Source organism: Mesorhizobium sp. B2-3-12, from assembly GCF_006442205.1.
GTDB lineage: Bacteria > Pseudomonadota > Alphaproteobacteria > Rhizobiales > Rhizobiaceae > Mesorhizobium.
Window position 1 is genome coordinate 940,840 of the sequence record NZ_VFVR01000002.1, and the last position, 24,949, is coordinate 965,788.

General features: G+C 64.8%; 24 protein-coding genes and 1 tRNA gene. 10 read left to right on the forward strand and 15 right to left on the reverse strand.

The genetic code is table 11. From position 1 onward, the window contains the following. Positions 1 to 18: 18 nt before the first annotated feature. Together FJ948_RS09885 and FJ948_RS09890 are read left to right on the forward strand one after the other, a co-directional pair. Entirely contained in the window at positions 19 to 1,260 is a 1,242-nt protein-coding gene (locus FJ948_RS09885) for a hypothetical protein (protein WP_181173613.1), read from the forward strand. Positions 1,261 to 1,278: 18 nt separating this feature from the next. Beyond that, entirely contained in the window at positions 1,279 to 1,836 is a 558-nt protein-coding gene (locus FJ948_RS09890; RefSeq protein WP_140703712.1) for a GNAT family N-acetyltransferase, read from the forward strand. Positions 1,837 to 1,936: 100 nt separating this feature from the next. Here FJ948_RS09890 and FJ948_RS09895 read toward each other — a convergent pair whose 3' ends face one another. Beyond that, positions 1,937 to 2,212, reverse strand: a complete 276-nt coding sequence (locus tag FJ948_RS09895) for a hypothetical protein (protein WP_140703714.1) — start codon at positions 2,210 to 2,212, stop codon at positions 1,937 to 1,939. Between the two features lie 329 nt (positions 2,213 to 2,541). Here FJ948_RS09895 and FJ948_RS09900 point away from each other — a divergent pair, with 329 nt between their 5' ends. After that, the gene (locus FJ948_RS09900) at positions 2,542 to 3,351 is read left to right on the forward strand and encodes a SapC family protein (RefSeq protein WP_140703716.1); all 810 of its coding nucleotides are present in this window, start codon (positions 2,542 to 2,544) and stop codon (positions 3,349 to 3,351) included. A gap of 25 nt (positions 3,352 to 3,376) precedes the next feature. Here FJ948_RS09900 and FJ948_RS09905 read toward each other — a convergent pair whose 3' ends face one another. Together FJ948_RS09905 and FJ948_RS09910 are read right to left on the reverse strand one after the other, a co-directional pair. Then, positions 3,377 to 3,940, reverse strand: coding sequence for a type 1 glutamine amidotransferase domain-containing protein (locus FJ948_RS09905; protein WP_140703989.1), 564 nt, complete (start codon positions 3,938 to 3,940; stop codon positions 3,377 to 3,379). 186 nt (positions 3,941 to 4,126) lie between these two features. Continuing rightward, positions 4,127 to 4,201 (reverse strand) — tRNA-Gly (locus FJ948_RS09910). Positions 4,202 to 4,519: 318 nt separating this feature from the next. On the opposite strand from FJ948_RS09910, the gene FJ948_RS09915 reads away from it, so the two are divergent. The 4 genes from FJ948_RS09915 to FJ948_RS09930 all read left to right on the forward strand — a co-directional run bounded on the left by FJ948_RS09915 (position 4,520) and on the right by FJ948_RS09930 (position 7,165). Beyond that, on the forward strand, positions 4,520 to 5,017 hold the full coding sequence (locus FJ948_RS09915) for a prolyl-tRNA synthetase associated domain-containing protein (protein WP_140703718.1): 498 nt from the start codon (positions 4,520 to 4,522) through the stop codon (positions 5,015 to 5,017). Positions 5,018 to 5,101: 84 nt separating this feature from the next. After that, the gene (gene trxA, locus FJ948_RS09920; protein ID WP_140703720.1) at positions 5,102 to 6,106 is read left to right on the forward strand and encodes a thioredoxin; all 1,005 of its coding nucleotides are present in this window, start codon (positions 5,102 to 5,104) and stop codon (positions 6,104 to 6,106) included. A gap of 112 nt (positions 6,107 to 6,218) precedes the next feature. Continuing rightward, on the forward strand, positions 6,219 to 6,890 hold the full coding sequence (locus FJ948_RS09925; protein WP_140703722.1) for an LON peptidase substrate-binding domain-containing protein: 672 nt from the start codon (positions 6,219 to 6,221) through the stop codon (positions 6,888 to 6,890). 35 nt (positions 6,891 to 6,925) lie between these two features. After that, the gene (locus tag FJ948_RS09930; protein WP_140703723.1) at positions 6,926 to 7,165 is read left to right on the forward strand and encodes a Trm112 family protein; all 240 of its coding nucleotides are present in this window, start codon (positions 6,926 to 6,928) and stop codon (positions 7,163 to 7,165) included. A gap of 48 nt (positions 7,166 to 7,213) precedes the next feature. Here FJ948_RS09930 and FJ948_RS09935 read toward each other — a convergent pair whose 3' ends face one another. From FJ948_RS09935 to FJ948_RS30545, 3 genes are read right to left on the reverse strand one after another with little or no spacing between them, the layout of a single operon-like run. Next, positions 7,214 to 10,564 (reverse strand): error-prone DNA polymerase, encoded by a 3,351-nt coding sequence (locus tag FJ948_RS09935; RefSeq protein ID WP_140703725.1) that lies wholly within the window; start codon positions 10,562 to 10,564, stop codon positions 7,214 to 7,216. Beyond that, on the reverse strand, positions 10,561 to 12,090 hold the full coding sequence (locus FJ948_RS09940) for a DNA polymerase Y family protein (protein ID WP_246677495.1): 1,530 nt from the start codon (positions 12,088 to 12,090) through the stop codon (positions 10,561 to 10,563). The genes FJ948_RS09935 and FJ948_RS09940 overlap by 4 nt, the downstream gene beginning before the upstream one ends. Continuing rightward, positions 11,978 to 13,009 (reverse strand): hypothetical protein, encoded by a 1,032-nt coding sequence (locus FJ948_RS30545; RefSeq protein WP_140703727.1) that lies wholly within the window; start codon positions 13,007 to 13,009, stop codon positions 11,978 to 11,980. The genes FJ948_RS09940 and FJ948_RS30545 overlap by 113 nt, the downstream gene beginning before the upstream one ends. A 177-nt stretch (positions 13,010 to 13,186) precedes the next feature. Here FJ948_RS30545 and FJ948_RS09950 point away from each other — a divergent pair, with 177 nt between their 5' ends. Further along, positions 13,187 to 13,609, forward strand: coding sequence for a metallopeptidase family protein (locus FJ948_RS09950; RefSeq protein WP_140703729.1), 423 nt, complete (start codon positions 13,187 to 13,189; stop codon positions 13,607 to 13,609). A 71-nt stretch (positions 13,610 to 13,680) separates the two neighbouring features. On the opposite strand, the gene FJ948_RS09955 is transcribed toward FJ948_RS09950, so the two are convergent. From FJ948_RS09955 to ccmA, 4 genes are all read right to left on the reverse strand, one after another. After that, positions 13,681 to 14,262, reverse strand: a complete 582-nt coding sequence (locus FJ948_RS09955) for a DsbE family thiol:disulfide interchange protein (RefSeq protein WP_140703730.1) — start codon at positions 14,260 to 14,262, stop codon at positions 13,681 to 13,683. Beyond that, positions 14,259 to 14,432 (reverse strand): heme exporter protein CcmD, encoded by a 174-nt coding sequence (ccmD, locus tag FJ948_RS09960; RefSeq protein WP_140703732.1) that lies wholly within the window; start codon positions 14,430 to 14,432, stop codon positions 14,259 to 14,261. Before ccmD ends, FJ948_RS09955 begins: the two co-directional genes overlap by 4 nt. A 132-nt stretch (positions 14,433 to 14,564) precedes the next feature. Further along, positions 14,565 to 15,230: a heme exporter protein CcmB gene (gene ccmB / locus FJ948_RS09965; RefSeq protein WP_140703734.1), complete on the reverse strand. Its 666-nt coding sequence runs from the start codon at positions 15,228 to 15,230 to the stop codon at positions 14,565 to 14,567. 193 nt (positions 15,231 to 15,423) lie between these two features. Continuing rightward, the gene (ccmA, locus tag FJ948_RS09975; RefSeq protein ID WP_140703736.1) at positions 15,424 to 16,029 is read right to left on the reverse strand and encodes a heme ABC exporter ATP-binding protein CcmA; all 606 of its coding nucleotides are present in this window, start codon (positions 16,027 to 16,029) and stop codon (positions 15,424 to 15,426) included. A gap of 281 nt (positions 16,030 to 16,310) precedes the next feature. Here ccmA and acnA point away from each other — a divergent pair, with 281 nt between their 5' ends. After that, on the forward strand, positions 16,311 to 19,001 hold the full coding sequence (acnA, locus tag FJ948_RS09980; protein WP_140703738.1) for an aconitate hydratase AcnA: 2,691 nt from the start codon (positions 16,311 to 16,313) through the stop codon (positions 18,999 to 19,001). Between the two features lie 43 nt (positions 19,002 to 19,044). On the opposite strand, the gene FJ948_RS09985 is transcribed toward acnA, so the two are convergent. Beyond that, entirely contained in the window at positions 19,045 to 19,716 is a 672-nt protein-coding gene (locus FJ948_RS09985; protein ID WP_140703740.1) for a ceramidase domain-containing protein, read from the reverse strand. A 180-nt stretch (positions 19,717 to 19,896) separates the two neighbouring features. Here FJ948_RS09985 and FJ948_RS09990 point away from each other — a divergent pair, with 180 nt between their 5' ends. Continuing rightward, a complete protein-coding gene (locus FJ948_RS09990) occupies positions 19,897 to 20,706 on the forward strand; it encodes a thioredoxin family protein (protein ID WP_140703741.1) in 810 nt (269 codons plus the stop codon). A 59-nt stretch (positions 20,707 to 20,765) separates the two neighbouring features. Here FJ948_RS09990 and FJ948_RS09995 read toward each other — a convergent pair whose 3' ends face one another. Genes FJ948_RS09995 through FJ948_RS10010 form a run of 4 tightly spaced genes read right to left on the reverse strand, consistent with a single transcriptional unit; the run spans position 20,766 to position 24,943 of the window. Next, the gene (locus FJ948_RS09995) at positions 20,766 to 22,151 is read right to left on the reverse strand and encodes an FAD-binding oxidoreductase (protein ID WP_140703743.1); all 1,386 of its coding nucleotides are present in this window, start codon (positions 22,149 to 22,151) and stop codon (positions 20,766 to 20,768) included. Between the two features lie 22 nt (positions 22,152 to 22,173). Continuing rightward, the gene (locus tag FJ948_RS10000; protein ID WP_140703745.1) at positions 22,174 to 23,286 is read right to left on the reverse strand and encodes an ABC transporter ATP-binding protein; all 1,113 of its coding nucleotides are present in this window, start codon (positions 23,284 to 23,286) and stop codon (positions 22,174 to 22,176) included. Next, positions 23,283 to 24,080 carry an ABC transporter permease gene (locus FJ948_RS10005; protein WP_140703747.1) on the reverse strand — a complete coding sequence of 266 codons (798 nt, stop codon included), beginning with the start codon at positions 24,078 to 24,080 and terminating at the stop codon, positions 23,283 to 23,285. Before FJ948_RS10005 ends, FJ948_RS10000 begins: the two co-directional genes overlap by 4 nt. Continuing rightward, positions 24,080 to 24,943 carry an ABC transporter permease gene (locus FJ948_RS10010; RefSeq protein WP_140703749.1) on the reverse strand — a complete coding sequence of 288 codons (864 nt, stop codon included), beginning with the start codon at positions 24,941 to 24,943 and terminating at the stop codon, positions 24,080 to 24,082. The genes FJ948_RS10005 and FJ948_RS10010 overlap by 1 nt, the downstream gene beginning before the upstream one ends. Positions 24,944 to 24,949: the final 6 nt, after the last annotated feature.

Below are 24,949 nucleotides of genomic sequence, written 5' to 3' on the forward strand. Positions count from 1 at the left end.
AACAGGGTAGGACGAACAATGGCCAACGAGAACGCTCATTTACCCTCCCAGACGGCACCCTTCGGGCCTATGCCGACCGGCGCGTCGTTCTTCGAGCTGTCGCGGTTGATGGTCGTCGGCATCGATTCAGCGGCCGGGCAGCTGATCCAGAAGGCGCAGACCGCGCCGAACGGGCCGTGGCCTTCCGCGTGGTCGCCAATCGCGGCCGGCGCGTGGGTGATCATGAGCGCCGGCTTGACCAAGGACGGCCGCGTCGCGGTGGTCGCGCAGCCGTCCGGCACCACCAATCTGTCCTTCATCACCGAAGATATCAACCAGGTCGGCCCGGTCGACAAATGGAATCCGCCGGTCGGCATCGGCGCGCCGCCCGGCGCGACCCTCTACCAGAAGCTGTCGATGGCCAACGACGCCGACGGCCGCATCGAAATCTTCCTCACCGATAATCTGGGCCGCATCTGGTGGATCTACCAGAATCCGGATGTCGTCGTGCAGGTGCAAAAAACCATCACGCCGCCCGGCACGACGACGCCGATCGTCGTTACCGTTGACGAGCTCAGGCCGCCCGCACAACCCTGGAGCGCCTGGATACAACTAACCGGCCAACTCGTGGCGGTCACGGCGCTGCGCCAGGCGGACGGCCGCATCGCGCTGTTCGGCATCAACTCAACTCTTCACCTCTATCGCTGCCAGCAGGCCAAGGCCCAGGCGCTGACGGTGGCGGACTGGACGCCATGGGTGCAGATCGACGCCGGCTATCCTTTCACGGAAATGGCGCCGATCGTCGGCCCGCTGGGCGCCACCAATCTGTTTGCCATGACGCAGTCAGGCCAGGTGCTGCACACCAAGCAACAGCCGGCCGGTTCCGACACCTGGACCGCCTGGGCGACGCCCGGCTATAGCAGGGTTCCCAGATACACGATCTGCGCCGGCATCCGGGGCGACGGCGACATCATGCTGGTGGCCTCCGACCAGCAGCATGTCCACTCGTTCAACGCCCAATACGACGCGGCCACCCAAAACTGGTCGGGATGGCGTGATTTCAGCGCCTCTGGCGCCAACACACGGCTGTCGCTCGACTACAATGCCGATGGCCGCCTCGCCTTGTTCAGCATGATGATCACGAACGATGGCACCAATGGTCTGTGGGTGATCAACCAGATGGCCATGGACAGTTCCGAATGGGAGTGGAGCTGGACGGCGCTGGCAACCGGCAACCTCAAGCAGATCGCCGTCGTGCGCGACCTGACGCCGCCCGCCTGACCGTTGATCACGGACGGCGTGACAGCGATCAACCCAACCTCTCTCGCCGCAGCCTGGTCCCGGTCACGCCGGGCCGGGCTCGCTTTCCGGGCCGCCGGCGAGGCCGACATTGCCTTCCTGTCGCGGCTCTACGCCTCGACCCGCATGGAAGAACTCGCCGTAACGGGCTGGAGCGAGGTACAGAAGGCCGCCTTCCTCGACATGCAGTTCCAGGCTCAGCACGCGCATTACCACGCTCATTATCCGGAGGCCGATTGGCTGGTGGTCGAACACGCCCGTGAAGACATCGGCCGCCTCTACATCGAGCGCTGGCCAAGTCAGCACCGCATCATCGACATCGCTTTTTTGCCGGCGCATCGCCGCAAGGGCCATGGCACCGCGCTGCTGCGGGACCTCATCGACGAGGCATGGTTGTCAGGCAAATATGTCTCGATCCATGTCGAGAAGAACAGTCCCGCGAGGCGGCTCTATCTGGAACTCGGCTTTGCCGTCGTCGAGGACAAGGGCGTCTATGACCTGATGGCGTGCGCGCCGGCGGCAGGCGAGGTGATGGCCGCAAACCCTGAGATCGGCTGAAGCCTTTCTGCCTTCGTCATCCTGGGGCGGAGCAAGGAGCGAAGCGACGCGGCGCAGACCCCGGGATAGACGAAGGCCCGTGCCTTCGACCACGGACGCTTTAATTGAACACCGCTTCGTAGACCCGGCCCGTGGCGTCGGCGGCAATCGGCACGATGAAGATGTCGTGGACGTCGCCGGCGCCGGCAAGGCTGTAGGTCGCCTGCGGCAGCGCGATCTCGGGCGGCCCCCGAAACAACAGGGAAAACCCGCCGCCCGGGCGCGGGCTGGCGGCGATGCGGTTGACGGCGCTCAGTTCGAGCGAGACCCGTCCCGCTCCGGTCTCGACGATGAACGCCTGTCCGACCGCCTGTTCAAAATCCGCCGCCGCCGCCATTGCGTTCGCCCCAAAACCGTTTGCGGGGCACTGTCGCCGCTTCGCCACGGGCTGTCCAGAGCTCTTTGTCCGAGTCCGCTGCGGACCAAGCCGACGAACACTTCGCCACCTTTTGCCCGCCGCACCTGGAGAGCCAGCGCGCAAGACATTTCGCGACCGTAATCCAAAAATACAGCAGTCCATGTCCTTTTATGCGCGCCATCGACACTATAGTACTTGGTTCGGGCGCGGGATGTTTACGAGCCCGGCGCGACAAGACGGAAGTTTCGGCAACGATGCCTGACGCGGAATGGCCGGCCTGGCCGGCTTGCGGGAGAAAAGGACGGACGATGGCTGAGGGTGATGCGAAAACAGGGACGCCGCCGGCAACGGGGGGCGACGCCTTGCCGTTGTTCTATTCGAGGCCCGAGGCGCTCAATCCGGCCCGGCACGGCTCGCTGGGGCTGACCGCGCGCAGCGACTTTTCCTTCGCCCGGCGGGCGCATGCCATTCCGGTGGTGGCGTCGGAAATGCCGGCGGCGATGCGCTCCTATTCGATCGTGTTCATCGGTGCCGCCAAGGCGCCCGTGATCATCGCCGGCGTGCGCCAGGACGAGAACCTGTTCGTTGACGCCGACGGCAAGTGGAGCGCGCCGCACTATATCCCGGCCTATGTCCGCCGCTACCCCTTCATCCTGGCCGAGGACCCGGGTTCGGCCGGCCGGCTGACATTGTGCGTCGACCGGGCGAGCGAGCGCGTCGTCGACCAGCTCGCGGCGCCGTCGCGCGACGACAAGGTGCTGCCTTTCTTCAGCGGCAACGAAGCGACCGAGGCGACCAAGCAGGCGCTCGCCTTCTGCAACCAGTTCCAGATCGACTTCAGGGCGACCCGTGAGATGGTCGACAAGATCGACGCCCACGGCCTGTTCGCACCGCGCCAGAGCAAGGTGACGCTGGAAGGGGGCGAAGTGCTCAACCTCACCGATTTCCAGGTGATCGACGAAGCCGCCTTCAACAAATTGAGCGACGCGGCCTTCCTCGACCTGCGAAAATCAGGCGCGCTCAGCCTGCTCTATTGCCACCTCGCCTCGACCAACAGCTGGACCTCGCTGGTGCACCAGGCCTCGGTGCGCAAGGCGGAGGGAACGAAGGGCGGGTGAAGGCGGCTCCTCGTCGACAGGCGAGCTATGCCGCTGCCCGCCGGTCGTGGGCGCCCTCCCTGATCTCCTCGGTGAGCTTGTCGCAGAACGCGTCGAGATCGCCGGGATTGCGACTGGTGACGAGCCCCTGATCGGTGACGACGGCACTGTCTTCCCAAAGACCGCCGGCATTGATCACATCGGTCTTGACCGACTTGTAAGACGTGACGCGGCGCCCCTTGGCGATCCCGGTCTCCACAAGAAGCCAGGGCGCGTGGCAGATCGCACCGACGACCTTCTTGGCGGACCAGAATGATTTGACGAAGTCCAATGCCTTCCGCTCGACCCGCAGCAGGTCGGGATTGATGACGCCGCCAGGCAGAACGATGGCATCGTAGTCGTCCACCCGCGCTTCATCCAGGGTCTTATCGACGGGAACGCTCCGTCCCCAATCCTTGTGATCCCAGCCTCTGATCTCGCCGCTTGCGAGCGACACGACATCCACTTGCGCACCCGCTTCGCGCAGTTTTTTCAACGGAACTTCCAATTCGGACTGTTCAAAGCCGTTGGTGGCCAGAACGGCGATGCGCTTGCCAGAAATGTTCTGCATCATTTTCTCCATCTTTGGATTGATGGAGGCTAACGAGGCCCGGCGGGAAGCGTTCCTGCTGTAATTTTATGTGACTTCCGGGAATCCTGGGGCCTCGGCCGTGGCGACGAGACCAGCGTCCGCCCCAAACGCGAAAAAGCCGCGGCGGACCGCGGCTTTTCGATGCCTGATTTCCCTGGAGGAAATTGGAGCGGGTGAAGCGATTCGAACGCTCGACCCCAACCTTGGCAAGGTTGTGCTCTACCCCTGAGCTACACCCGCTCACACGGCGTCTTGGCCGCAAGCCGGGCCTATATGGCTGAAGAGCGCGGCGATTGCAACAGGGAAATAGCAGGCTTTTTGCAACCCGGCGCAATGAAGCCGGCTAGCCCGTGCGGACAAGGCGCCGGCCGGATTTTGCGCCTTCCGCCAGGCGATGGCGTGGGCTGCCACGGCATTGCGGCGCGCGTGTCGGCGCGGCGTGCGTGGGAATCGCCGGCTTTCGCGGCTCGGCGCTTCGGACTTGCGCAAAAACGATTCCGATTCTCCGGGCAATGCGATAAACGGCATGGCCTCACACCAAGCCCGAGAAGAAAACCAATGCCGAAGACCGAAGCCGAGCTTTTCGCCTTTCTCGCCGACCTGGGCATCGCCGTTTCGACGATACGCCATCCGCCGCTCTATACGGTCGCCGATTCGCAGGCGCTGCGCGGCGAAATCGCCGGCGGGCACACGAAAAACCTGTTCCTGAAGGACAAGAAGGACAATTTCTTCCTGGTCACCGTCGGCGAGGACGCGGTTGTCGATCTCAAGCAGATCCACCAGCTGATCGGCGCCGCCAGCCGGGTCTCCTTCGGCAAGCCGGAGATGCTGCTGGAGCTTCTGGGCGTCACGCCGGGCGCGGTCACCGTCTTCGGCGTCATCAACGACACGGCGAAAAGGGTCAAGCTGGTGCTCGACAAGGATCTGATGGAGCATTCGGTCATCAACGCGCATCCGCTGACCAATGAGGCGACGACGTCGATCGCGGCGGCCGACCTCATCAGATTCGTCGAGGCAACCGGACACGATGCTGCTATCTTGAAAGTCTCGGCTTGATCGCCACATGGATGGCGAAGCCGATTTCCAATACGACATTGCGCGGAGCCGCGGGCCGGCGGGCGCGACCGAAAGGGTGACGAGATGAGCGACAACAATCCGTTTGGCGGATCATTCGGGAACAATGGCGGCCAGTATGCCACCACGGTCCAATATGGCGGAACGGCGCCGGCCCCGGCGAAGGCCGCGCTTGGCGAAGCGCCCGCAGGCCCCGTCGGCGAGGTCATCAAGGACACGACGACCGCTGCCTTCGCCGCCGACGTCATCCAGGAATCGCGCCGCCAGCCGGTGCTGGTCGATTTCTGGGCGCCGTGGTGCGGGCCGTGCAAGCAACTCACCCCGCAGCTGGAAAAGGCGGTCAAGGCCGCCGGCGGCAAGGTCAAGCTGGTCAAGATGAACATCGACGACCATCCCTCGATCGCCGGCCAGCTCGGCATCCAGTCGATACCGGCCGTCATCGCCTTCAAGGACGGCCAGCCGGTCGACGGCTTCATGGGCGCCATTCCGGAGAGCCAGATCAACGAATTCATCACCAAGGTCGGTGGCAAGGGCAATGGCGCCCAGGCCGTGGCCGAGGCGCTGGCGGCGGCGACCGAAGCCCGCGACGCCGGCGACATGCAGGGCGCCGCCGACATTTATGACGCCGTCCTGGCGCAGGCGCCGGAAACGGTCGAGGCGATTGCCGGGCTGGGCGAGCTGCTGTTCGAGGCCGGCGACACGGAAGGCGCCGAGGCGCTGTTGGCCACGGCCCCGGAGGCCAAGAAGGACGCGCCTGTTCTCGCCGCCCTGCGCGCCAAGATGGCGCTTGCCGCGCAAGCCGCCGAACTCGGCAACCCGGCCGAATTCGAACGGCGCCTGGCCGAAAACCCTGGCGATCACCAGGCGCGCTTCGATCTGGCCATGATCCAGAACGCCAGGGGCGAGCGCACGGCGGCCGCAGACAATCTGCTGTCGATCATCAAGGCCGACCGCGCCTGGAACGAGGATGGCGCCAAGACGCAATTGCTGCAGTTCTTCGAGGCCTGGGGCATGACCGACGAGGCGACGCTCGCCGCGCGGCGGAAACTGTCGTCGCTGCTGTTTTCCTGAGCCGGCTGCCGGTTGTTTTGTCGCATGGGCTTGTGTCGCCAAGCCTGTGCGCCAGATAGGACAGGGCGACGCGGGATTGACGCTTCCCGGCGGAAGCGATCGGAGGAATGAGGTGCAAGCGGGAAACGCGCATTACCGGCTCGCCAAGGATCTGCCGTCGGCGATCCCGATCTTTCCGCTCGAGGGCGCGCTGCTGCTGCCGGGTGGTCGCATGCCGCTCAACATCTTCGAGCCGCGCTACCTGCAGATGCTGGACCAGGCGGTCGCCGGCTCGCGCCTGATCGGCATCATCCAGCCCGCTCTAGATGGGGCCTTGCGCGAGGATGGCGAGCCTGAACTTTGCAATGTCGGCTGTATCGGTCGCATCATCGCCTTTTCCGAAACCGGCGACGGACGATACCTGATTTCGCTGCAGGGCGTGTGCCGTTTCCGCATCGCCCACGAGCTGCCGGCCAAGACGCCGTTTCGCCAGTGCAAACCGGCGCCATTCCTGACCGATCTCGACGAGGATCAGGCGGCCGAGGAAATCGACCGGCCGGCGCTGCTCAGGGCCTTTCGTGCCTATCTGCAGGCCAATGATCTGGAAGCCGACTGGGAAAGCGTCAGCCGGGCCGAGAACGCCATGCTGGTCAACGCGCTGTCGATGATGGCGCCCTACGGGCCGGCCGAGAAGCAGGCGCTGCTCGAAGCAGCGGACCTGAAAACGCGGGCCGAGACGCTGATCGCCATCACCGAGATGACGCTGGCGCGCGAGAATGAGGATTTTGGCTCGAGCCTGCAGTAGGATGAACGCAGGCTTGGAGCTGGAAGGGGCATGCGATGGCGGATGGGCGTGACGGCAAGAAAACCAGTGTCGACCCGAAGCTCCTGGAATTGCTGGCCTGCCCGCTGACCAAGGGGCCGCTGGCCTGGAATCCCGAGCGCGGCGAGCTTGTCTCGCGGGTCGCCAAGCTCGCCTATCCCGTGCGCGACGGCATCCCGATCATGCTACCCTCGGAGGCGCGGACCATCTCGGCCGAGGATGTGCTGTCGCCGCCGAAGCCGGGCGGGCCGGGCTGAGGGGGGCGCTGTCCCGCCAGCGTTTGATGGGAAGGGCCAGTCCCTCGCCTACTGAAAATTGCGCCCCTTCGGCATGACCTTTTCCGCTTCTTCCGACAGCATGGCGAGATCCTGACCGACTTTCCGCAGTGCGGGCTGGCTGGAACGATCCGGATCGTTCGCCTTGGCGGCAGGATCCGACGGATCGGCGGCCGGCGGTGCGCCCGCACTGACCTTTTCCAGCAGCACGGTCAGCCATGGGGTCAGATCCTCGATCTTCTCGGCGACGATATGCACCACACCGGATTCCGACTGCAGTTTGCCGCTGACCTTGACGAAGCGCGCGCCCATGACGATGGGCCGGAAGCGGGTGAAGGTCCGCTCCCAGAAGATGACATTGGCGACGGCCTTATCGTCTTCCAGCGTGAGAAAGATCGCATTGCCCTTGCCGGGGCGCTGGCGCACCAGCACCAGACCGGCAACGGAGACCCGCCTGCCGTCGCGCACGGAGGGCAGGCTGGCATTGGGGATGACGCCGGCGCGGTCGAGCCGCTCTCGCAGGAAGGCCACCGGATGCGCCTTCAGCGACAGGCCGAGCGAGCGGTAGTCATGGATGACATGCTCGCCGAGCGGCATTTTCGGCAGCTTCGTTTCGGGCTCCAGCTCGCGCAGGCGCAGCGCCGGCTGGTCGAACAAAGGCAGCTTCTCGGCGGCACTCCTGGCGCCCAGCGCGCGGACTTCCCAGAGTGCCGCGCGGCGATCGAGGCCGATGGACCGGAAGGCGTCGGCCTGCGCCAGCTTCTCGATCTCGTCGACATCGAGGCCGGAGCGCAGCCAGACGTCCCGGACGGTTTCGAAGCCTGAACCGCGCCGCGCGACGAAAGCCGCCATGCGCTCCTTCGACAGGCCCTTGATCTGGCGGAAGCCGAGCCGCAGCGCATGGCTTGTCTCGATGACGCCGCGCATCTCGGCATGGCGCGGCAAGATGCGGCCCGGATCGAAAGGCGCTTTTTCGAGCGTGCAGTCCCAAACGGAGAAATTGACGTCGACCGCGCGGATGTCGACGCCATGGTCGCGCGCATCGCGCACCAGCTGCGCCGGCTGATAAAACCCCATCGGCTGCGAGTTCAGGATCGCGGCGCAGAAGACGTCGGGATAGAAGGTCTTGAACCAGCAGGAGGCATAGACCAGCAGCGCGAAGGACGCGGCATGGCTTTCGGGAAAGCCATATTCGCCGAACCCCTCGATCTGCTTGAAGCAGCGCTCGGCGAAGTCTCTGGCATAGCCTTTCTTGACCATCCCTTCGACCATTAGCGTTTCATAGTTTCCGATCGTGCCATTGCGTTTAAAGGTGGCCATCGCACGTCTCAGCTTATCTGCCTCACCGGGAGAGAAGCCCCCAGCATCGATGGCGATCTTCATTGCCTGCTCTTGAAACAGCGGCACGCCGAGCGTTCGCTTCAAAATGGCTTCAAGCTCTTTGCTCGGGTATTCGATCTTTTCCTTTCCCTGCCGCCGACGAAGATAGGGGTGAACCATATCCCCCTGAATCGGGCCCGGCCGAACGATCGCCACTTCGATAACGAGATCGTAGAATGTGCGGGGCCTGAGACGCGGCAGCATCGACATCTGGGCGCGCGACTCGATCTGGAAGACGCCGAGCGTGTCTGCGCGGCAGATCATATCGTAGACGCGGTCATCCCTTTGGGGAATCGTCGCGAGGGTCAGTCGCCGATCATATTTGTCTCTTACCCCGTAGTGGGTTTCCAACAGATCAAAGGCGCGCCTCAGGCAAGAAAGCATGCCAAGTGCCAGGACATCGACTTTGAGGATGCCGACATTGTCGAGGTCATCCTTGTCCCATTCGACCATCTTGCGCTCGTCCATCGCTGTCTTGACGATGGGGACAATCTCATCGAGCCGGTCCTTTGTGATGACGAAGCCGCCGACATGTTGGGACAGATAACGGGGAAAGCCCATAATGTCATTGGAGCGCTCGATCACCAGTCTTGCCAGCGGGTCGGCGCGATCGATGCCGCCAGCGTGAGCTTCTTTCTCGCCAAGCTCGGAGGTCGACCAACCCCAGATCGTGCTCGACAATGCGCTTCTGACATCCTCGGACAGACCCATGGCCTTCGCTACTTCACGCAGCGCCGAGCGGCCGCGATAGCTGATGACAGCAGCAGCAAGTGCCGTGCGCTTGGCGCTGTATTTGTCGTAAATATACTTGATGACGACGTCGCGCTTTTCATGCTCGAAATCGACATCAATATCTGGCGGCTCGTCACGCTCCGTTGAGACAAAGCGCTCGAAAAGAACGTCCAGAAGGCTAGGATCGACTTCCGTAATCTCAAGACAATAGCAAATGACAGAGTTTGCGGCGGAGCCGCGTCCTTGACACAGAACACCCTCTGAACGCGCGAACCGAACGATGTCGCGAACGGTAAGGAAATAACGGGCGTATTTCTTCAGGCCGACAATTGCGAGTTCATGCCGGATGAGACCGTCTACCTTGTCAGGGACGCCCTCGGGGTAACGTTTCCTGGCGCCATCCCAAGTCAATCTTTCCAGTTCGGTCTGAGGGTCGACGCCTGCCTCGGTTGTCTCTTCCGGGTAGTTGTGCTTCAGCTCCTCCAGAGAAAACTCGAGGCTTTCAGCAAAACGCAGCGTTTCCGCCAGCGCCCGCGGATGCCTGCGGAACAGGCGCGCCATTTCCAGCGGTGGCTTCAGATGGCGTTCGGCATTGGCGGTCAGCTCCAGCCCCACCTCAGCGACCGGAACATTGAGGCGGATCGCGGTCAGCACATCCTGCAGCGGGCGGCGCTCGGCGGTGTGATAGAGCACATCGTTGGTCGCCATCAGCGGGATACCGGTGCTTTCGGCCAGCGCCGCCGCCTGCTCGATCCGGAAACGGTCATGGCCGGCATAACAGGGCGAGACGCCGAGCCGCAGGGCCCTGCCGAAGCGGTCCTTGAGCTGGCGCAGCAGGGCAAGACTGTCCTGCGCGCCCTGCGCCAGATCGGGCAGGACCGCCAGCGCCATCCGGTCCCCCCATTCGAGCAGGTCGTCGCGCCGGAGCAAGGTGGCGCCCTTCTCGGTCTCGTCGCGCAGATTGGCCTGGGTGAGCATGCGGCACAGATGCCCCCAGCCGGCGCGGTCCCTGGGATAGGCGAGAATGTCCGGCGTGCCGTCGCCAAAAACCAGCCGGCAGCCGGGGTGATAGGCAAGCTTTTCGACCTTGGCCTGCTGCCAGGCGCGCACCACGCCGGCCACGCTGTTGCGGTCGGCGAGCCCGATCGCGGAAAAGCCCAGGAGCTTGGCGGCGACCACCAGTTCCTCCGGCTTGGAGGCGCCGCGCAGGAAGGAGAAATTCGACTGAATGCCGAACTCGGCATAGGGGAAGACGGTCAGCGCGTTCATGCGAAGACCCCGTGCATGAACCAGCGTGGCGGCACTTGCGGGTTGCCGTAAAGGCCTTGCCGGTAGAGCCAGTAGCGGCGGCCATCGCCATCCTCGATGCGGAAATAGTCGCGTGTCGATGCCGCCGGATCGCCTGGCGCCTCGCGCCACCATTCAGCGGCGATGCGTTCGGGCCCTTCGGCGCGGGTAACGCGGTACAGCGCGCGGCGCCAACGAAAATGCAGCGGCGGTCCCTCCGGCATTTCGGTGACCGGCACATCGATGGGCTCGGGCGCGCGGAACAGCCGGATCGGCCGTTCCGGCGGAAAAATGGTCATCGGCGCCTGCATCCTGTCCGGCTTCTTCGGCGGCGTGGTCCGGCGCGGCGCTTCGGCGAAGGGGACGATGGCGACGGCGCGTTCGGGCAGATGGCTTTCCACGGCGACCGGCTGCAGGACCGCGCCCTCGCCGAGGCGGGCGCGGATGCAGTCGGCGAACAGAGCGATGTCGGCGCCGTCATCGGCCGCTTCACCGGTCAGATCGGTCTGCTGCGTATCGAAAGCGGCAACGGCCAGCACCGAGAGGCGCACCAGGTCGAAGCCATAGCCGGCATCGATTTGCTGCTCCAGTGCCGCCAGCCGCTCATGGAACAATTTCTTGATCAGCAAGGGTTCGCGCATGGGCCGCGAGGTGCCGAGCGCGATGCGGCTGACGGCGCCGTCGACGCGAAAGAGCAACAGCGCCAGGCTCCTTGCGCCTTCGCCGCGGCGTTCGAGATCGGTTTTCAAGGTCGTCGCCAGCATGCCGACCAGTCGTTCGATCTCCTCCGTCAGCGTGACGGGCTCGGCGAGGTGCCGTTCGACCGAAAGCGGCGCGACGGGAAGACGTGGGGAGATCGCCTCGTCGAGACGGCCAAGCGCCTGGTCGAGGCGCTGGAGCAGCAAAGCGCCGAAGCGGCGGACGAGCGGCGCGCGCGGTGCGGCCATGACGGCGCCCGCCGTGCGCAGCCCGACACTTTCCAGGCTGGTACGGATTTCCTGTGCTATGCGAAGGGCGGCCAGCGGCAAGGGGGCAAGCAAGGCTTCCTCCTCGCCCGATGCGACGATGCGGTCGCCACAAAAGCGGGCCGCCGCCCAGGCGGCTCCGGGGGTGCCGGCAAGTCCGGCGCGGACGTCGAAACCCTGCTGGAGGAAGCGCGACAGGATTTCGTCCAGCATGGCGCGTTCGCCGCCGAACAGATGAGTGCAGCCGGTGACGTCGAGGAACAGGCCGTCAATGCCATCCAGCGCCACCAGTGGCGTGTAGCGGTCACACCAGTCGGCAAGGCCCTCGAGCAGGCGCCGGTCTGCCTCCGGATCGGCCTCGACGATGTCGATCGAGGGATGCATGGCGCGCGCATCGGCAATGCCCATGTCGCGCTTCAGGTGTAGCGCCTCAGCCCGCTCGTCGAGGGCCGAGATGCGTTGCGCGTTGCCCTGGCGGTGGCTGATTACCAGGGGTGGGTGAGATGGGTGATCCGACGGCCGGGAACGCCAGGATTTCCCCAGCCGCTGCCGCAGGATCCTTTCGGCCGCCAGATAGGGAAACCACAGGGACAGGATTCTCTGCCCGTCTTTCCTTGTCCCTTCTTTCTTCGAATCCGCGTTCATCGGGGTTCCACTCCAGTGTGAATTGTCCAGGCAGGGCCGTGCGGCTCTTGCCGATGCTGACGGTGAAGGCGGGGCGGCCGATCGAACCGGCGAGCGGCCCGGCGATCGTTTCGCGCGGCACGGCCGGCGCCGACGCGGCGATCAGACGGACAGGCGCCGCCGTCGGTTCCGGCCCGGCCGCCTGCCGCAGCAGGAACACCGGCCGGCCGGCGCCTTGCGCCCGCGCATGCAGGCGGCGTGTCGCGGTCAGGTCCAGCCGCTGCGGATTGCCGCGGATTTCCAGGATGACGGCGGCAAGCGCGGTCATGCGGGCCGCCTCCTCGGCGACCCACAGCGCATCGACAAGCCTTGGCGCCTCGGAAAACAGCAATTGCCCGGGCTCGATGCCGAAGGTGGCATGCAGCCCCCTGGCGTAGGGAAAGCCGGCCTCGTGGAAAATTTCCGATGTCCCGATCCACAGGATGGGCAAGCCTTGCGCCTGGTTGAGGATCAGGCTGACGAGCGACAAAGCGAAGCCGGCCACGGCTCCCGCATCGCGTGTTTCCAGCCCATGGATTTCGGTCAGGGCGGCTTTCGGCAGGCCGCCGCCGAGCGCGGCATCGAGCCGCTCGACGCCGATGGGCAGGAAAGCATCCGGCAAGGCGGCGGCAAGACCGCGCCGGACGATCGTCAGATCGACGCCGGGGCCAACGCCGGCGTCGGCATCAAGGGTCGCCGGCGCCGGCGCCTGCAGGCGCTCGGGCAGCGTTCCCTCGATTTTCGCGATCTGGCGGCGCAGGGCAAAAACAGTCTCCCGCGCCACGGCTGATATCGCCATGACGGTCAGCTTCCACTCACAATTGTTCCTGTTATGTTCACATAGATTCCAGAGGCGCCTGGAAGAGTCAAGCAGAGTCATAAGGAATTTATTCCTGCCGCTGCGCAACGCCGATGTATAGGGGATATTTGCCTCGACCGGTGCGAACGCCTATATGCCGGGATCAAAGGACAAAGCATGGCCCGCATCTACAAGACCCGCACATGGCATGGCGAACTCGCGCCCTCGATGGAAGAGTTGGAGTTCCTGGCCCTGGAGGCCTACGCCCATCTGCCGGAGGATTTTCGCCAGCTGACCGGCGAGATCGTCATCCAGATCGCCGAATTCCCGACCGACGAGATCATGGACGATCTGTCGCTGGAAACGCCGTTCGACCTGCTCGGCCTGTTCGAGGGGCGCGGCATCGCCGAACGCTGGAACCCGCAGACCGGCGAAGGCCCGAACCGCATCACGCTCTACCGCCGTGCCATGCTCGACTACTGGGCCGAAAACGAGGAGACGCTGGGCGACATCGTCACCCACGTGCTGATCCACGAGATCGGCCACCATTTCGGCCTGTCGGACGATGACATGGAGAAGATCGAAGAGGCTGCGGAGTAGCCTCGGATTTTCGTCGTCTCAGGGCCTACGCCGCTCCCTGCTTCCCCTTGGAATGACGAAGAAGGGCGCGCCTAACCCGGCGCCGCCAATGCCTTCTCGATCCGAGGCAGCAGCAGCGTCCGCGCCGATTCCGCCGTCAGCGGCCCGACATGCTTGTAGGCTATCTTGCCATCCTTGCCGATGAGGAAGGTCTCCGGCACGCCATAGACGCCCCAGTCGATCGCCGTGCGGCCGGCTTCGTCGACGCCGATCGCCTGGAACGGATTGCCGAGGTCGCCGAGGAACCGGCGGGCATTTTCCGGCCGGTCCTTGTAATTCAGCGCCGCCATCGTGAACCGCTTGTCCTGCGCCAGCCCCAGAAGCACCGGGTGCTCTTCCCGGCATGGCGCGCACCACGACGCAAAGACATTGACCAGCGTGACCTTGCCGGCGAAGGCGTTCGAGTCGAGTCCGGGCAGGTTCGACCCCCCCAGCGCCGGCAGGCTCGTCCGTGGCGCCGGCAGGCCGATGAGCGCCGAGGGCACTTCCGAGACATCGCGTCCCGACAAGAGCTGCGACAGGAACAGTCCGGCCAGGCCGAGGAAGACCAGCAGCGGCAAGAACACGAACAGGCGGCGACGGGCCGGCGTCGGCGTTTCGATTTCGCTGCTCACGGTTTTCCCGCCTTGGTCTTGTCGGAACGGCGGCGCACGCCGGCCGCCTCGAGCTCGGCGAGTTCGCGCTTGCGTGCCCGCTGGTCGATGAGAATCCAGCCGATCAGTCCGGCCAGCACGATTGCCGTGATGGCATAGGCGGCGGTGACGTAGAGTGCGTGCGGGCTCATGCCGGCCGCCTTCCTGGCCTGCCGCCCGCCAACCCGATCCGTTCGCTGCGCTCGCTCATGCCTTCCCTTAACCTCGCGCCACGGGCCGCGCAATCGGCCGCCGCGCCGCAGCCTCCGCCGCTCGTGGCCGCCTCAATCCGTCCCATGACGCAGCGCCAGCGCCGCCGCGGTCGGCCCCAGCACGCCAAGAAACATGGTCAGCGCGGCAAGAATGAGGAAAGGCTGCAGGAACGGATCGGGATTGGCCGTCGCGCCATAGCTCGCCGAGACGCCGAAGATCAGCACCGGGATGGTCAGCGGCAGCACCAGCACCGAGATCAGGAGACCGCCACGCGGCAGCGCCACCGCCACCGCCGCGCCCACGGCGCCGATGAAGGTGATGGCCGGCGTGCCGACCAGAAGCGTCAGCGCCGTGGCGCCGATGGCGAGCGGTTCCATATTCATGAACAGGCCGAGCAGGGGAGCGGCGACCACCAGCGGCAGGACGCTGCCCGCCCAATGCGCGACGCATTTCACCAGCACCGTCAGCGCCAGCATGTGGCGGTCGTGGCCGAGCACCAAGAGGTCGAGCGAGCCGTCCTCGCGGTCGGCCTGGAACAGCCGGTCGAGCCCGAGCAGGCAGGCAAGCAGCGCGCCGATCCACAGGATCGCCGGACCGATGCGGGCAAGCAGCTTGAGGTCTGGGCCGACGCCGAACGGAATGGTGGCGATGACGGCGAGAAAGAAGATGACGCCGGTCAGCGCGCCGCCGCCGGCGCGGATATTGAGGCGGATGTCGCGGGAGAAGAGGCTTAGCATGATTTGAGATGCCTGCGCCCAGGCCCCCCCCTCTGGCCTGCCGGCCATCTCCCCCGCAAGGGGGGAGATTGGATGTCATCTCGGCTTTCGCCAATCACAACAGGTGAAAGATTGGCGGAACGTTGAAGCTGCCAATCTCCCCCCTTGAGGGGGAGATGCCCGGCAGGGCAGAGGGGGGCGCCTCGCACTGTCATCAACCCGTTTCCCCCATCCTCAACTCTGCCCCTTCCAATCCCAGCGGCAGGTGCGTCGCCGCCACGATCATTCCGCCTTCCGCGCAATACCCGCGCATCAACCCCGCGAACCGCCCCTCCGAAGCCTTGTCCAGACCTGCCGTCGGCTCATCCAGCAGCCACAGCGGCCTATGGCTGACCAGGAGCTTGGCGATCGCCGCGCGGCGCCTTTGCCCGGTCGAGAGATAGCCGAACGGCAGATGGCCGATGCCGCCCAGTCCGACCGTTTCCAGCGCCTCCTCGACATCGAGCCGGCCTTCGCCTTGAAACGCCCGCCAGAAGCGCAAATTCTCCGCCACGCTCAGCGCCGTCTTCATTGCGTTCTGGTGGCCGAGATAGTGGCAGGCAGAGGCGATCGAGGGAAATTCGTCGCCGCCGCCCTCGAGCAGCAGCCGGCCTTGCATCTTCGGCAACAGGCCGGCGACCACTCTGAGCAAGGTCGATTTGCCCGAACCGTTCGGCCCGGTCACGACCAGCGCCTGCCCGGCCTCCAACGCAAACCCGATGCCGGAAAACACCGGCTCGCCGCCGCGCTCGCCGCCCAGATTTTCGGCGATCAGCCGCATCCCTTGCCTGTCCCTCGAACGAAGCGGCACGGTCGCTGCCGCATCGCACAAATTTGCTTTGCAACTGTCTAGAACTATTCCAGAAAATTCTCTATATGCGGGTCATCCGTGCCAGCGGTCGGCACGGGAACAGAATTAGCGCCGAACCAGCGCACGCGCCGCCTTGAACGGCTCGGGTTGCTTGGGAGCGGACAGCGGAAATGGCCGTACCCGCACCTTTGCGCGTGATTGCATGCCATCGGCGTCCGTTCCCTTTCAGGCTGAACAGACAAGGATCGCACGTGTCAAAATCCCTCGACAGTTTCAATTGCCGCCGCACGCTGAAGGCGGGCGACGCCGAGTATGTCTATTTCGACCTCGTCGAGGCCGAGAAGAACGGCCTCACCGGCATTGCCCAGCTGCCCTATTCGATGAAGGTGCTGCTGGAGAACCTGCTACGCAACGAGGATGGCCGCTCTGTCACCAAGGAGAGCATCCAGGCGGTGGCCGGCTGGCTGACCGACAAGGGCACCGCCGGCGTCGAGATCGCCTATCGCCCGGCCCGCGTCCTGATGCAGGATTTCACCGGCGTCCCGGCCGTGGTCGACCTTGCCGCGATGCGCGACGCCATGGCTTCGCTCGGCGGCGACCCGCAGAAGATCAACCCGCTGGTGCCGGTCGACCTCGTCATCGACCATTCCGTCATCGTTGACGAGTTCGGCACGCCGATGGCCTTCGCCCGCAATGTCGAGCTCGAATATGAGCGCAACGAAGAGCGCTACAAGTTCCTGAAATGGGGCCAGCAGGCGTTCCGCAACTTCCGCGTCGTGCCGCCCGGCACAGGCATCTGCCACCAGGTCAACCTCGAATATCTCGGCCAGGTGGTGTGGACCAACACCGAGGACGGCGAAACGACGGCCTATCCCGACACCTGCGTCGGCACCGATTCGCACACCACCATGATCAACGGTCTTGGCGTGCTCGGCTGGGGCGTCGGCGGCATCGAGGCCGAGGCGGCCATGCTCGGCCAGCCGGTCTCCATGCTGCTGCCCGAAGTCATCGGCTTCCGCCTCACCGGCAAGCTGAAGGAGGGCGTCACCGCCACCGACCTCGTGCTCACCGTCACCCAGATGCTGCGCAAGAAGGGTGTCGTCGGCAAGTTCGTCGAGTTCTTCGGCCCCGGCCTCTCCAACATGACGCTGGCCGACCGCGCCACCATCGGCAACATGGCGCCCGAATACGGCGCCACCTGCGGCTTCTTCCCGGTCGATTCGGAAACCATTCGCTACCTCACAATGTCGGGTCGCGAGGAAAGCCGCATCGCCCTGGTCGAAGCCTATGCCAAGGCGCAAGGCATGTGGCGCGAGGCGGGCTCCACCGACCCGGTCTTCACCGACCTGCTCGAACTGGAACTCGACAGCGTCGTACCGTCGATGGCCGGCCCCAAGCGTCCGGAAGGCCGTGTCGCGCTCGAAGGCATTCCGGCCGGCTTCGCCAAGGCGATGGATACCGAGTACAGGAAGGCCGCGGAAATCTCCAAGCGCTACGCCGTCGAAGGCACCGACCATGATCTCGGCCATGGCGACGTCGTCATCGCCGCCATCACCTCGTGCACCAACACCTCGAACCCATCGGTGCTGATCGGCGCCGGGCTGCTTGCCCGCAACGCCAACCGCCTCGGTTTGAAGCAGAAGCCGTGGGTGAAAACCTCGCTGGCCCCCGGCAGCCAGGTGGTGGCCGAATATCTGGAGAAGTCGGGCCTGCAGAAGGAGCTCGACCAGATCGGCTTCAACCTGGTGGGCTTCGGCTGCACCACCTGCATCGGCAATTCCGGCCCGCTGCCGGCGCCGATCTCCAAGACCATCAACGACAAGGGTTTGATCGCCGCCGCGGTGCTCTCCGGCAACCGCAACTTCGAAGGCCGCGTCTCGCCCGACGTTCAGGCCAACTATCTGGCCTCGCCGCCGCTGGTCGTCGCCCATGCCTTGGCCGGCACGGTGACCAAGGACCTGACCACGGAGCCGCTCGGCGACGACAAGAACGGCAATCCGGTCTATCTCAAGGATATCTGGCCAAGCTCGGCCGAGATCCAGGAGTTCATCGAGAAGAACGTCACTCGCGAGCTGTTCGCCCGCAAATATGCCGACGTCTTCAAGGGCGACGAGTACTGGCAGAACGTCAAGGCGCCGGAAGGCCAGACCTATGCCTGGGACAACAATTCGACCTATGTGCAGAACCCGCCCTACTTCGCCGGCATGACCACGGGCTTCGGCAAGATCGGCGACATCAAGGGCGCCCGCGTGCTCGGCCTGTTCGGCGACAAGATCACCACCGATCACATCTCGCCGGCCGGCTCGATCAAGGCGGCGTCGCCGGCCGGCAAATACCTCACCGACCATGGCGTCGGCGTTGCCGACTTCAACCAGTACGGCACGCGGCGCGGCAACCATGAGGTGATGATGCGCGGCACCTTCGCCAACATCCGCATCCGCAACCACATGCTGGGCGAGAACGGCCGCGAGGGCGGCTACACCATCCACTATCCCACCAAGGAAGAGGAATCGATCTACGACGCGGCGATGGAATACAAGAAGGAAGGCGTGCCGCTGGTCATCTTCGCCGGCGTCGAATACGGCAATGGCTCGTCGCGCGACTGGGCGGCCAAGGGCACCAACCTCTTGGGTGTCCGCGCCGTCATCGCCCAGTCCTTCGAGCGCATCCACCGCTCGAACCTGGTCGGCATGGGCGTCATCCCCTTCGTCTTCGAGGAAGGCACCTCATGGGCTTCGCTCAACCTCAAGGGCGACGAGCTGGTCGAGATCGACGGGCTGGACGCGATCAAGCCACGCCAGACGATGACCGCCAAGATCACCTATGGGGACGGCACGGTGAAGAACGTGCCGATCATCTGCCGCATCGATACGCTGGATGAGCTCGACTACTTCAAGAACGGCGGCATCTTGCAATACGTGCTGCGCGATCTGGCTGCGTAGAAAATAGTGAGTAGTGAGTAGGACGTAGGGAAGAACCTACTCACTACTCACTTACCTTCGGCGCTCCAAACCGCGCCACGGCAGCCAAAAGCACCCCCAGCATCAGCCCGTTCAGCACGTGCCACAGGAAGTGCGTGCCGAGCGGAAAGCTGGCGCAGACCAGCGGGTCGATCATGCGGCAGATGACGGAGACGACGAAGATCGCCGACCCCGTCAGATTGTACCAGCCGGCCCGGTTGCCGCTGACCGTCACCCAGACACCGAAGAAGGCCAGCGCCAGGAATGGCGGCAGATAACCCGTCGTGCCGTTCGATGCCTGGTGCAGCCAGTCCGGCACTGCAAAGGTAATCGCCCCGGCAACGACATAGAAGACAATGAAAACAACGATTGCCTTGCCCCAATCCAGGCCGAGGAAGCGACGCAGGTTGAACAGCGTATAGGCCAGCGTGAAACCCGCGATCGGCAGCACGTCGACCCAGACCGTGCCTCTCGTGGCGAAGGTATGGAAGATGGTCGAGCCGATACCGATCGCCACCACCCACCAGGCCAGAATCTCGGCGAAGGTGCCGGTCTTGCAGCGCCGTACCTCCCGCACGCCCCACAGTCCTGCGGCGATGAAGGCAAGGTTCGTCAAAGCATTGACCGGCTCGGACCAAAGTCCAGGGCCGGTTCGCTCGCAATAGAGATCGACGGGAGTGAGGAGAACCTGCCACATGGGGATGATGCCGCCGCTGAATCGAACCACGCCTTGAAATGCAGTGGCTTCTCCTATTGCGGCCTTACCTCACGGTTGCAACGGAAAAATTTCACCGCAACGTGACTTCCCGTTGACTTCCCGTTCTGCCACATATTTCGGCAAAGCAGAACAAAGCCGGCGTCACCGGCGGGAATTGGAATGGTCATGGCTTCGCGAAGATCACTGTGGCTGGCAGCCTTCGCGCTGGCTCTCTCGGCGCTTGCCGGCGCCGGCCATGCGGGCGAGGCCGAACGAACCCAGGCAGACAAGCCCCAGCAGGACAAGCCGCTCGGCGTGGTCGAACTGTTCACCAGCCAGGGCTGCAGCTCCTGCCCGCCGGCGGACGCGTTCTTCGCCGAACTCGCCACCAGGCAGGACCTTGTCGCGCTCGCCTATCACGTCGATTACTGGGATTATCTCGGCTGGAAGGACACGCTGAGCCACAAGGAAAACACCGAGCGGCAATATGACTATATGCGCTACTTCAGCAGCCGCTCCGTCTATACGCCGCAAGCGGTCCTGAACGGCCGCATGCATGTCAACGGCGCCAATCGCGGCGAGGTCGACGGCGCGCTTGCCCGCATGGCCCGTGCCGGCGAAGGCATGCGTGTTCCCGTCAAGGTCAGCCGCACCGGCGACCGCGTGATCATCGACACCGGTGATGCCGGCACCGGTCCGAACGACGCCCATGTCGTCATCGTCTATTTCGACGCGCCGCAGACGGTCAAGATCGCCGAGGGTGAGAACTCCGGCCGCAAGATGACCTATTGGAACGCGGTCACCGGTATCCAGACCGCCGGCATGTGGCACGGCAAGGCGCAGCGCTTCGAATTGCCGCTGAGCGAGATCACCAAGAAGGGCGGCTCCGCCGTGCTCCTGCAGTCGGTCGGCAAGGATGGCCTTCCGGGACCCATCCTGGGTGCGGCTTTCATCCACAAGCCCGAGACCTCCCTCGATCGAAAACTGTAACGTCACCGGTTCGGGGCATTTCCAGACGGAAGCCCTTACGCATTCTGGCACGAATGAGTTCAATGTCCGGTCAGGCGATCGGCAAGGGCCGCAAGACGTGAGGTCCGGCCCAAGCCGTTTGCTTCACGCCGGTCGGCGATGCGATAGAGCTGGTACATGGTGTGGACGCCCAGCCAGCGCAGCGGCTCCGGCTCCCATTTTTTCACCGTGCGGTTGACCCAGGGCAGCCGGGTCAGCTCGGTGTCATGGCCGAGCACGAGGTCGCGCAAGGTGCGGCCCGACAGGTTGGAACTCGAGACGCCGAGCCCGACATAGCCGCCGGCCCAGCCGATGCCGGTCTCGCGGTCGAAGCCCGACGTGGTGCACCAGTCGCGCGGCACGCCAAGCGTCCCGCACCAGGCATGGTCGAGGCGCACGCCCTTGGTCTGCGGCAACAGCCTGGTCAGCACCTCGTGCAGCTGGTCGATGGTCGCCTGCTGGGTCTGGCCCCGCACATCGGTGCGCGAGCCGAAGCGGTAGGGCACGCCACGGCCGCCCATGGCGATGCGGCCTTCGCGCGTGCGCTGCGCGTAGCAATAGGTGTGGGCGGCATCGCCCAGCACCTCGTAGCCGTTCCAGCCGATCTTGTCCCAGAGTTCCCGCGGCAGCTTCTCCGTCACCACGATGGCGCTGTTCAGCGGCAGCCAGAGACGCTCATAGCCGGGAATGCCCGCCGTGAACCCCTCGGTGGCGCGCACGATCTTTTGCGCCCGCACTATGCCTCTGGTGGTAGTGACCTTGCCCTTCTCGATCGCCAGCACCTGCGTCTGCTCGTAGATCGGCACCCCTGATCGCACCACCGCCGCGGCCAGGCCCTGGACCAGCTTGGCCGGCTGCACGCGCGCGACGTTGCGCACCACGAAACCGCCCAGCACCTTGTCGATGGCGATGCGCTCGCGCGCCTCGCGCGCGTCAAGAAGGGCGAGCCGTTCCGGCGGCATCTCCCAGGCCAGCAGTTCCTCATACTCGGCCTTGGCGCGCTGCAATTGCGCGGCGTTGGTGGCGACGGTGACGTTGTCGACACGGCGGATATCGGCGTCGATGCCCTCGGCTTGCGTCACCGCGATCACTTCGTCGACCGTGCCGAACATGGCGCGCTGCATGTCGATCACGGCGCCGCGCGACGATGTCTTCGCGTATTTCTCGCGCGACCAGCTGAAGCCGCCCGACAGCCAGCCGCCATTGCGGCCGGAGGCGCCGAAGCCGGCGAACTCCTTCTCGACCATGACGATGCGCAGCGAAGGCTGCGCCTTCTTCAGATAGTATGCGGTCCACAGGCCGGTATAGCCTGCGCCGACGATGCAGACATCGGCCTCGATGTCGCCGGGCAAGGACGGGCGATAGGCCGGCACGCCGCCGATATCGGCATACCAGAACGACACGTCGCCATTGTGCTTGGCTTGCATTTTTTTGAGATCCGTTCCGAAATCAGGTGAGCGTCAGGTCGGCCTTGTCGTCGTCGGCGAGCAGCTTCACGTCGCTGCCGGCGAACAGCAAATCGACCTCGTCGCCGATGGCGAAGGACTGCGCCTCAAGCGTCGAGCGCACGATCGCCTTCGACCCGTCGGCCAGATCGACCTCGTATTTCGAGCCCGAGCCGAGATAGATGGCTTCGCCGATACGCCCCGTGAGCCGATTGCGGCCATCGTTGCCGGCGCCGGGGCGGGCCAAAGCCAGCTTTTCGGGCCGCAGCAGCATCACCGGCTTGCCGCCATTGGCGAGCCGCTTGGCTGTCGCCACTTTCTGGCCTGATATCTCGATCGCCGTCTCCCCACCGGAGGTGGCGGCTGGTCCGCGCAGCACGGTGGAATCGCCAACGAACTTGCCGACGAACAGCGTCGCCGGTTCGTCATACAGCTCGCGTCCGGTGCCGATCTGTTCGATGGCGCCCCTGTTGAACACGGCGATGCGGTCCGACAGCACCAGCGCCTCTTCCTGGTCGTGCGTGACATAGACGAAGGTGGTGCCGAGTTCGCGGTGGATGCGCTTGATTTCGAGTTGCAGCCATTCACGCAGTTTCTTGTCGAGCGCGCCGAGCGGCTCGTCCATCAGCAGCAGCGGCGGATCGAAGACGATTGCGCGGGCGAGCGCCACGCGCTGCTGCTGGCCGCCCGAAAGCTCGCTGGGATAGCGGTGGCCGAAATCCGCCATCTTGACCATGTCGAGCGCGTGGCGGACGCGACGTTCGCGCTCTGCCCCGGTGACGCCGCGCAACCTCAGTGGATAGGCGACATTGCGGTCGACCGTCATGTGCGGGAACAGTGCGTAGTGTTGGAACACCACGCCGATGTTGCGCTTGTGCGCCGGCACGCCGACAACGCTCTTCTCCCCGACCAGCAGCTTGCCGCTGGTCACGTCGGTAAAGCCGGCGATCACGTTCAGCGTCGTCGTCTTGCCCGAGCCGCTGGGGCCGAGCAGCGTCATGAATTCACCCGGCTCGATGCGCAGCGACACGCCGTCGAGCGCCTTGAAGGCGCCGTAGGCCTTGCTGACCTGCTCCAGGTCGATCGCCGCACCGCGATTTTGCGCCTTCGGATTCATGAGGCTCCCTTCCGCTCACGGCCAAGAAGCAGCATGCCGCCGCCGATCAGGAGTGTCGTTGCGCATAACAGGATCGTGCCGACGGCCGCGACCGTCGGGTCGGCGTCGCGTGTGATCGAAGCGAAGATCTGCACCGGCAGCGTCTTGAGATACGGATTGGTGATGAACAGCGACACGACGATCTCATCGAAGGAGGTGGCGAAGGCGAACAGCAGGCCCGACATGACGCCGGGCGCGATCAGCGGCAGCGTCACCGTGCGGAAGGTGGTGAGCGCATTCGCGCCCAGGCTCGCCGCAGCAGTCTCCAGCCGCTTGTCGAAGACTTCGAGATTGGCCGAGACGGCGATCAGCACGAAGGGCAGTGCCAGGATGGTGTGGGCAAGCACGAAGCCGAGCAGCGTGCCGACAAGCCGCGTGTCGAGATAGACGGCGTAGATGCCGATGGCCAGCACCACGCCCGGCACCACCATCGGCGTCAGCATCAGCATGCGCAGCAGGTTTGCCGGTCGCGCCTTCATCCGGTCGAGGCCAAAGGCGGCAAGCGTGCCGAGCACGGTTGCCACAACCGCGACGATCGACGCGACCTTCAGCGAATTGAGGAAGCTGTTCGACCAGTCCGGATTGGTGACGAAGTTTTCGTACCATTGCCAGGAGAAGCCCTGCGGCGGAAACGCCAGCGATTTGTTCTCGTTGAACGACATCGGCACCACGACCAGCGTCGGCGCCACCAGCCATATGGCCACCAGCAGGCAGACAAGGCCCAGCATGACGCGCGTGAGCGGCTTCATCTCCATCAGGGCCGCCCCGCTTGCCGGTGCCTGGAGCGCATCACCGGCGCGGCGAGCGCCAGGAGCACGAAGGTCGTGACCAGCAGCACGACGCCCATGGCGCCGCCCCTGCCCCATTGCAGCAGGCTGAGCACCTGCGTCTGCACCAGCGTCGACAACATCGTCGAGCGCGGCCCGCCGAGCAGGGCTGGCGTGATGTAGAAGCCGAGCGCCAGGATGAAGACGATGACCGCGCCGGCATAGACGCCAGGCAGCGACAGCGGCAGATACACGGTGAGGAAGGCGCGTGACGGCCTCGCCCCGAGGCTGCGCGCGGCTTGCACCAGCTTGAGATCGATGCCTTTCATGACCGAATAGAGCGGCAGGATCATGAACGGCAAAAGCACCTGCGCCATGCCGATGACCACGCCCGTCTGGGTGCGGATCAGCCTGACGCCACCGAAGCCGAGCGAGCGCAGGATCGAGTTGATCACCCCGGAGTCCTGCAGCAATATCACCCAGGACAGGGTGCGCACCACGCCGCTCACCCAAAACGGGATCAGGACGCATAACAGCAGCAGCAACCGCACGCGCGGTCCGACCGCGGTCATCAGATAGGCATAGGGATAGGCGCAAACCACGCAGACCAGCGTGACCCAGGCCGAGATGACGAAGGTCCGCTGGAGCACGGCAAGGTTGATCGGCACACTGAAGAACCAGACATAGTTCTGCAGACCCCACTGCGGCTCGGACAGGCTGCGCACGACGATGGTGAGCAGCGGATAACCGATCACCGCCAGGAGCAGGACCAGCGCCGGCAACGCGAGCGCGAACGGCCGCCATGCCCGGCGCCTTTCGGCGGCCGGAATGGTTGGCTCGGACGCGCTCACGGCCTC

Excerpts from the sequence above, each read along its gene's own strand:
- FJ948_RS09885 (WP_181173613.1), top strand. The coding sequence starts at position 19 with ATGGCCAACGAGAACGCTCATTTACCCTCCCAGACGGCACCCTTCGGG.
- FJ948_RS09895 (WP_140703714.1), bottom strand. The coding sequence starts at position 2,212 with ATGGCGGCGGCGGCGGATTTTGAACAGGCGGTCGGACAGGCGTTCATC.
- FJ948_RS09900 (WP_140703716.1), top strand. The coding sequence starts at position 2,542 with ATGGCTGAGGGTGATGCGAAAACAGGGACGCCGCCGGCAACGGGGGGC.
- FJ948_RS09905 (WP_140703989.1), bottom strand. The coding sequence starts at position 3,940 with ATGCAGAACATTTCTGGCAAGCGCATCGCCGTTCTGGCCACCAACGGC.
- FJ948_RS09915 (WP_140703718.1), top strand. The coding sequence starts at position 4,520 with ATGCCGAAGACCGAAGCCGAGCTTTTCGCCTTTCTCGCCGACCTGGGC.
- trxA (WP_140703720.1), top strand. The coding sequence starts at position 5,102 with ATGAGCGACAACAATCCGTTTGGCGGATCATTCGGGAACAATGGCGGC.
- FJ948_RS09930 (WP_140703723.1), top strand. The coding sequence starts at position 6,926 with ATGGCGGATGGGCGTGACGGCAAGAAAACCAGTGTCGACCCGAAGCTC.
- FJ948_RS09935 (WP_140703725.1), bottom strand. The coding sequence starts at position 10,564 with ATGAACGCGCTGACCGTCTTCCCCTATGCCGAGTTCGGCATTCAGTCG.
- FJ948_RS30545 (WP_140703727.1), bottom strand. The coding sequence starts at position 13,009 with ATGGCGATATCAGCCGTGGCGCGGGAGACTGTTTTTGCCCTGCGCCGC.
- FJ948_RS09950 (WP_140703729.1), top strand. The coding sequence starts at position 13,187 with ATGGCCCGCATCTACAAGACCCGCACATGGCATGGCGAACTCGCGCCC.
- ccmD (WP_140703732.1), bottom strand. The coding sequence starts at position 14,432 with ATGAGCCCGCACGCACTCTACGTCACCGCCGCCTATGCCATCACGGCA.
- ccmB (WP_140703734.1), bottom strand. The coding sequence starts at position 15,230 with ATGCTAAGCCTCTTCTCCCGCGACATCCGCCTCAATATCCGCGCCGGC.
- ccmA (WP_140703736.1), bottom strand. The coding sequence starts at position 16,029 with ATGCGGCTGATCGCCGAAAATCTGGGCGGCGAGCGCGGCGGCGAGCCG.
- FJ948_RS09985 (WP_140703740.1), bottom strand. The coding sequence starts at position 19,716 with ATGTGGCAGGTTCTCCTCACTCCCGTCGATCTCTATTGCGAGCGAACC.
- FJ948_RS09990 (WP_140703741.1), top strand. The coding sequence starts at position 19,897 with ATGGTCATGGCTTCGCGAAGATCACTGTGGCTGGCAGCCTTCGCGCTG.
- FJ948_RS09995 (WP_140703743.1), bottom strand. The coding sequence starts at position 22,151 with ATGCAAGCCAAGCACAATGGCGACGTGTCGTTCTGGTATGCCGATATC.
- FJ948_RS10000 (WP_140703745.1), bottom strand. The coding sequence starts at position 23,286 with ATGAATCCGAAGGCGCAAAATCGCGGTGCGGCGATCGACCTGGAGCAG.
- FJ948_RS10005 (WP_140703747.1), bottom strand. The coding sequence starts at position 24,080 with ATGGAGATGAAGCCGCTCACGCGCGTCATGCTGGGCCTTGTCTGCCTG.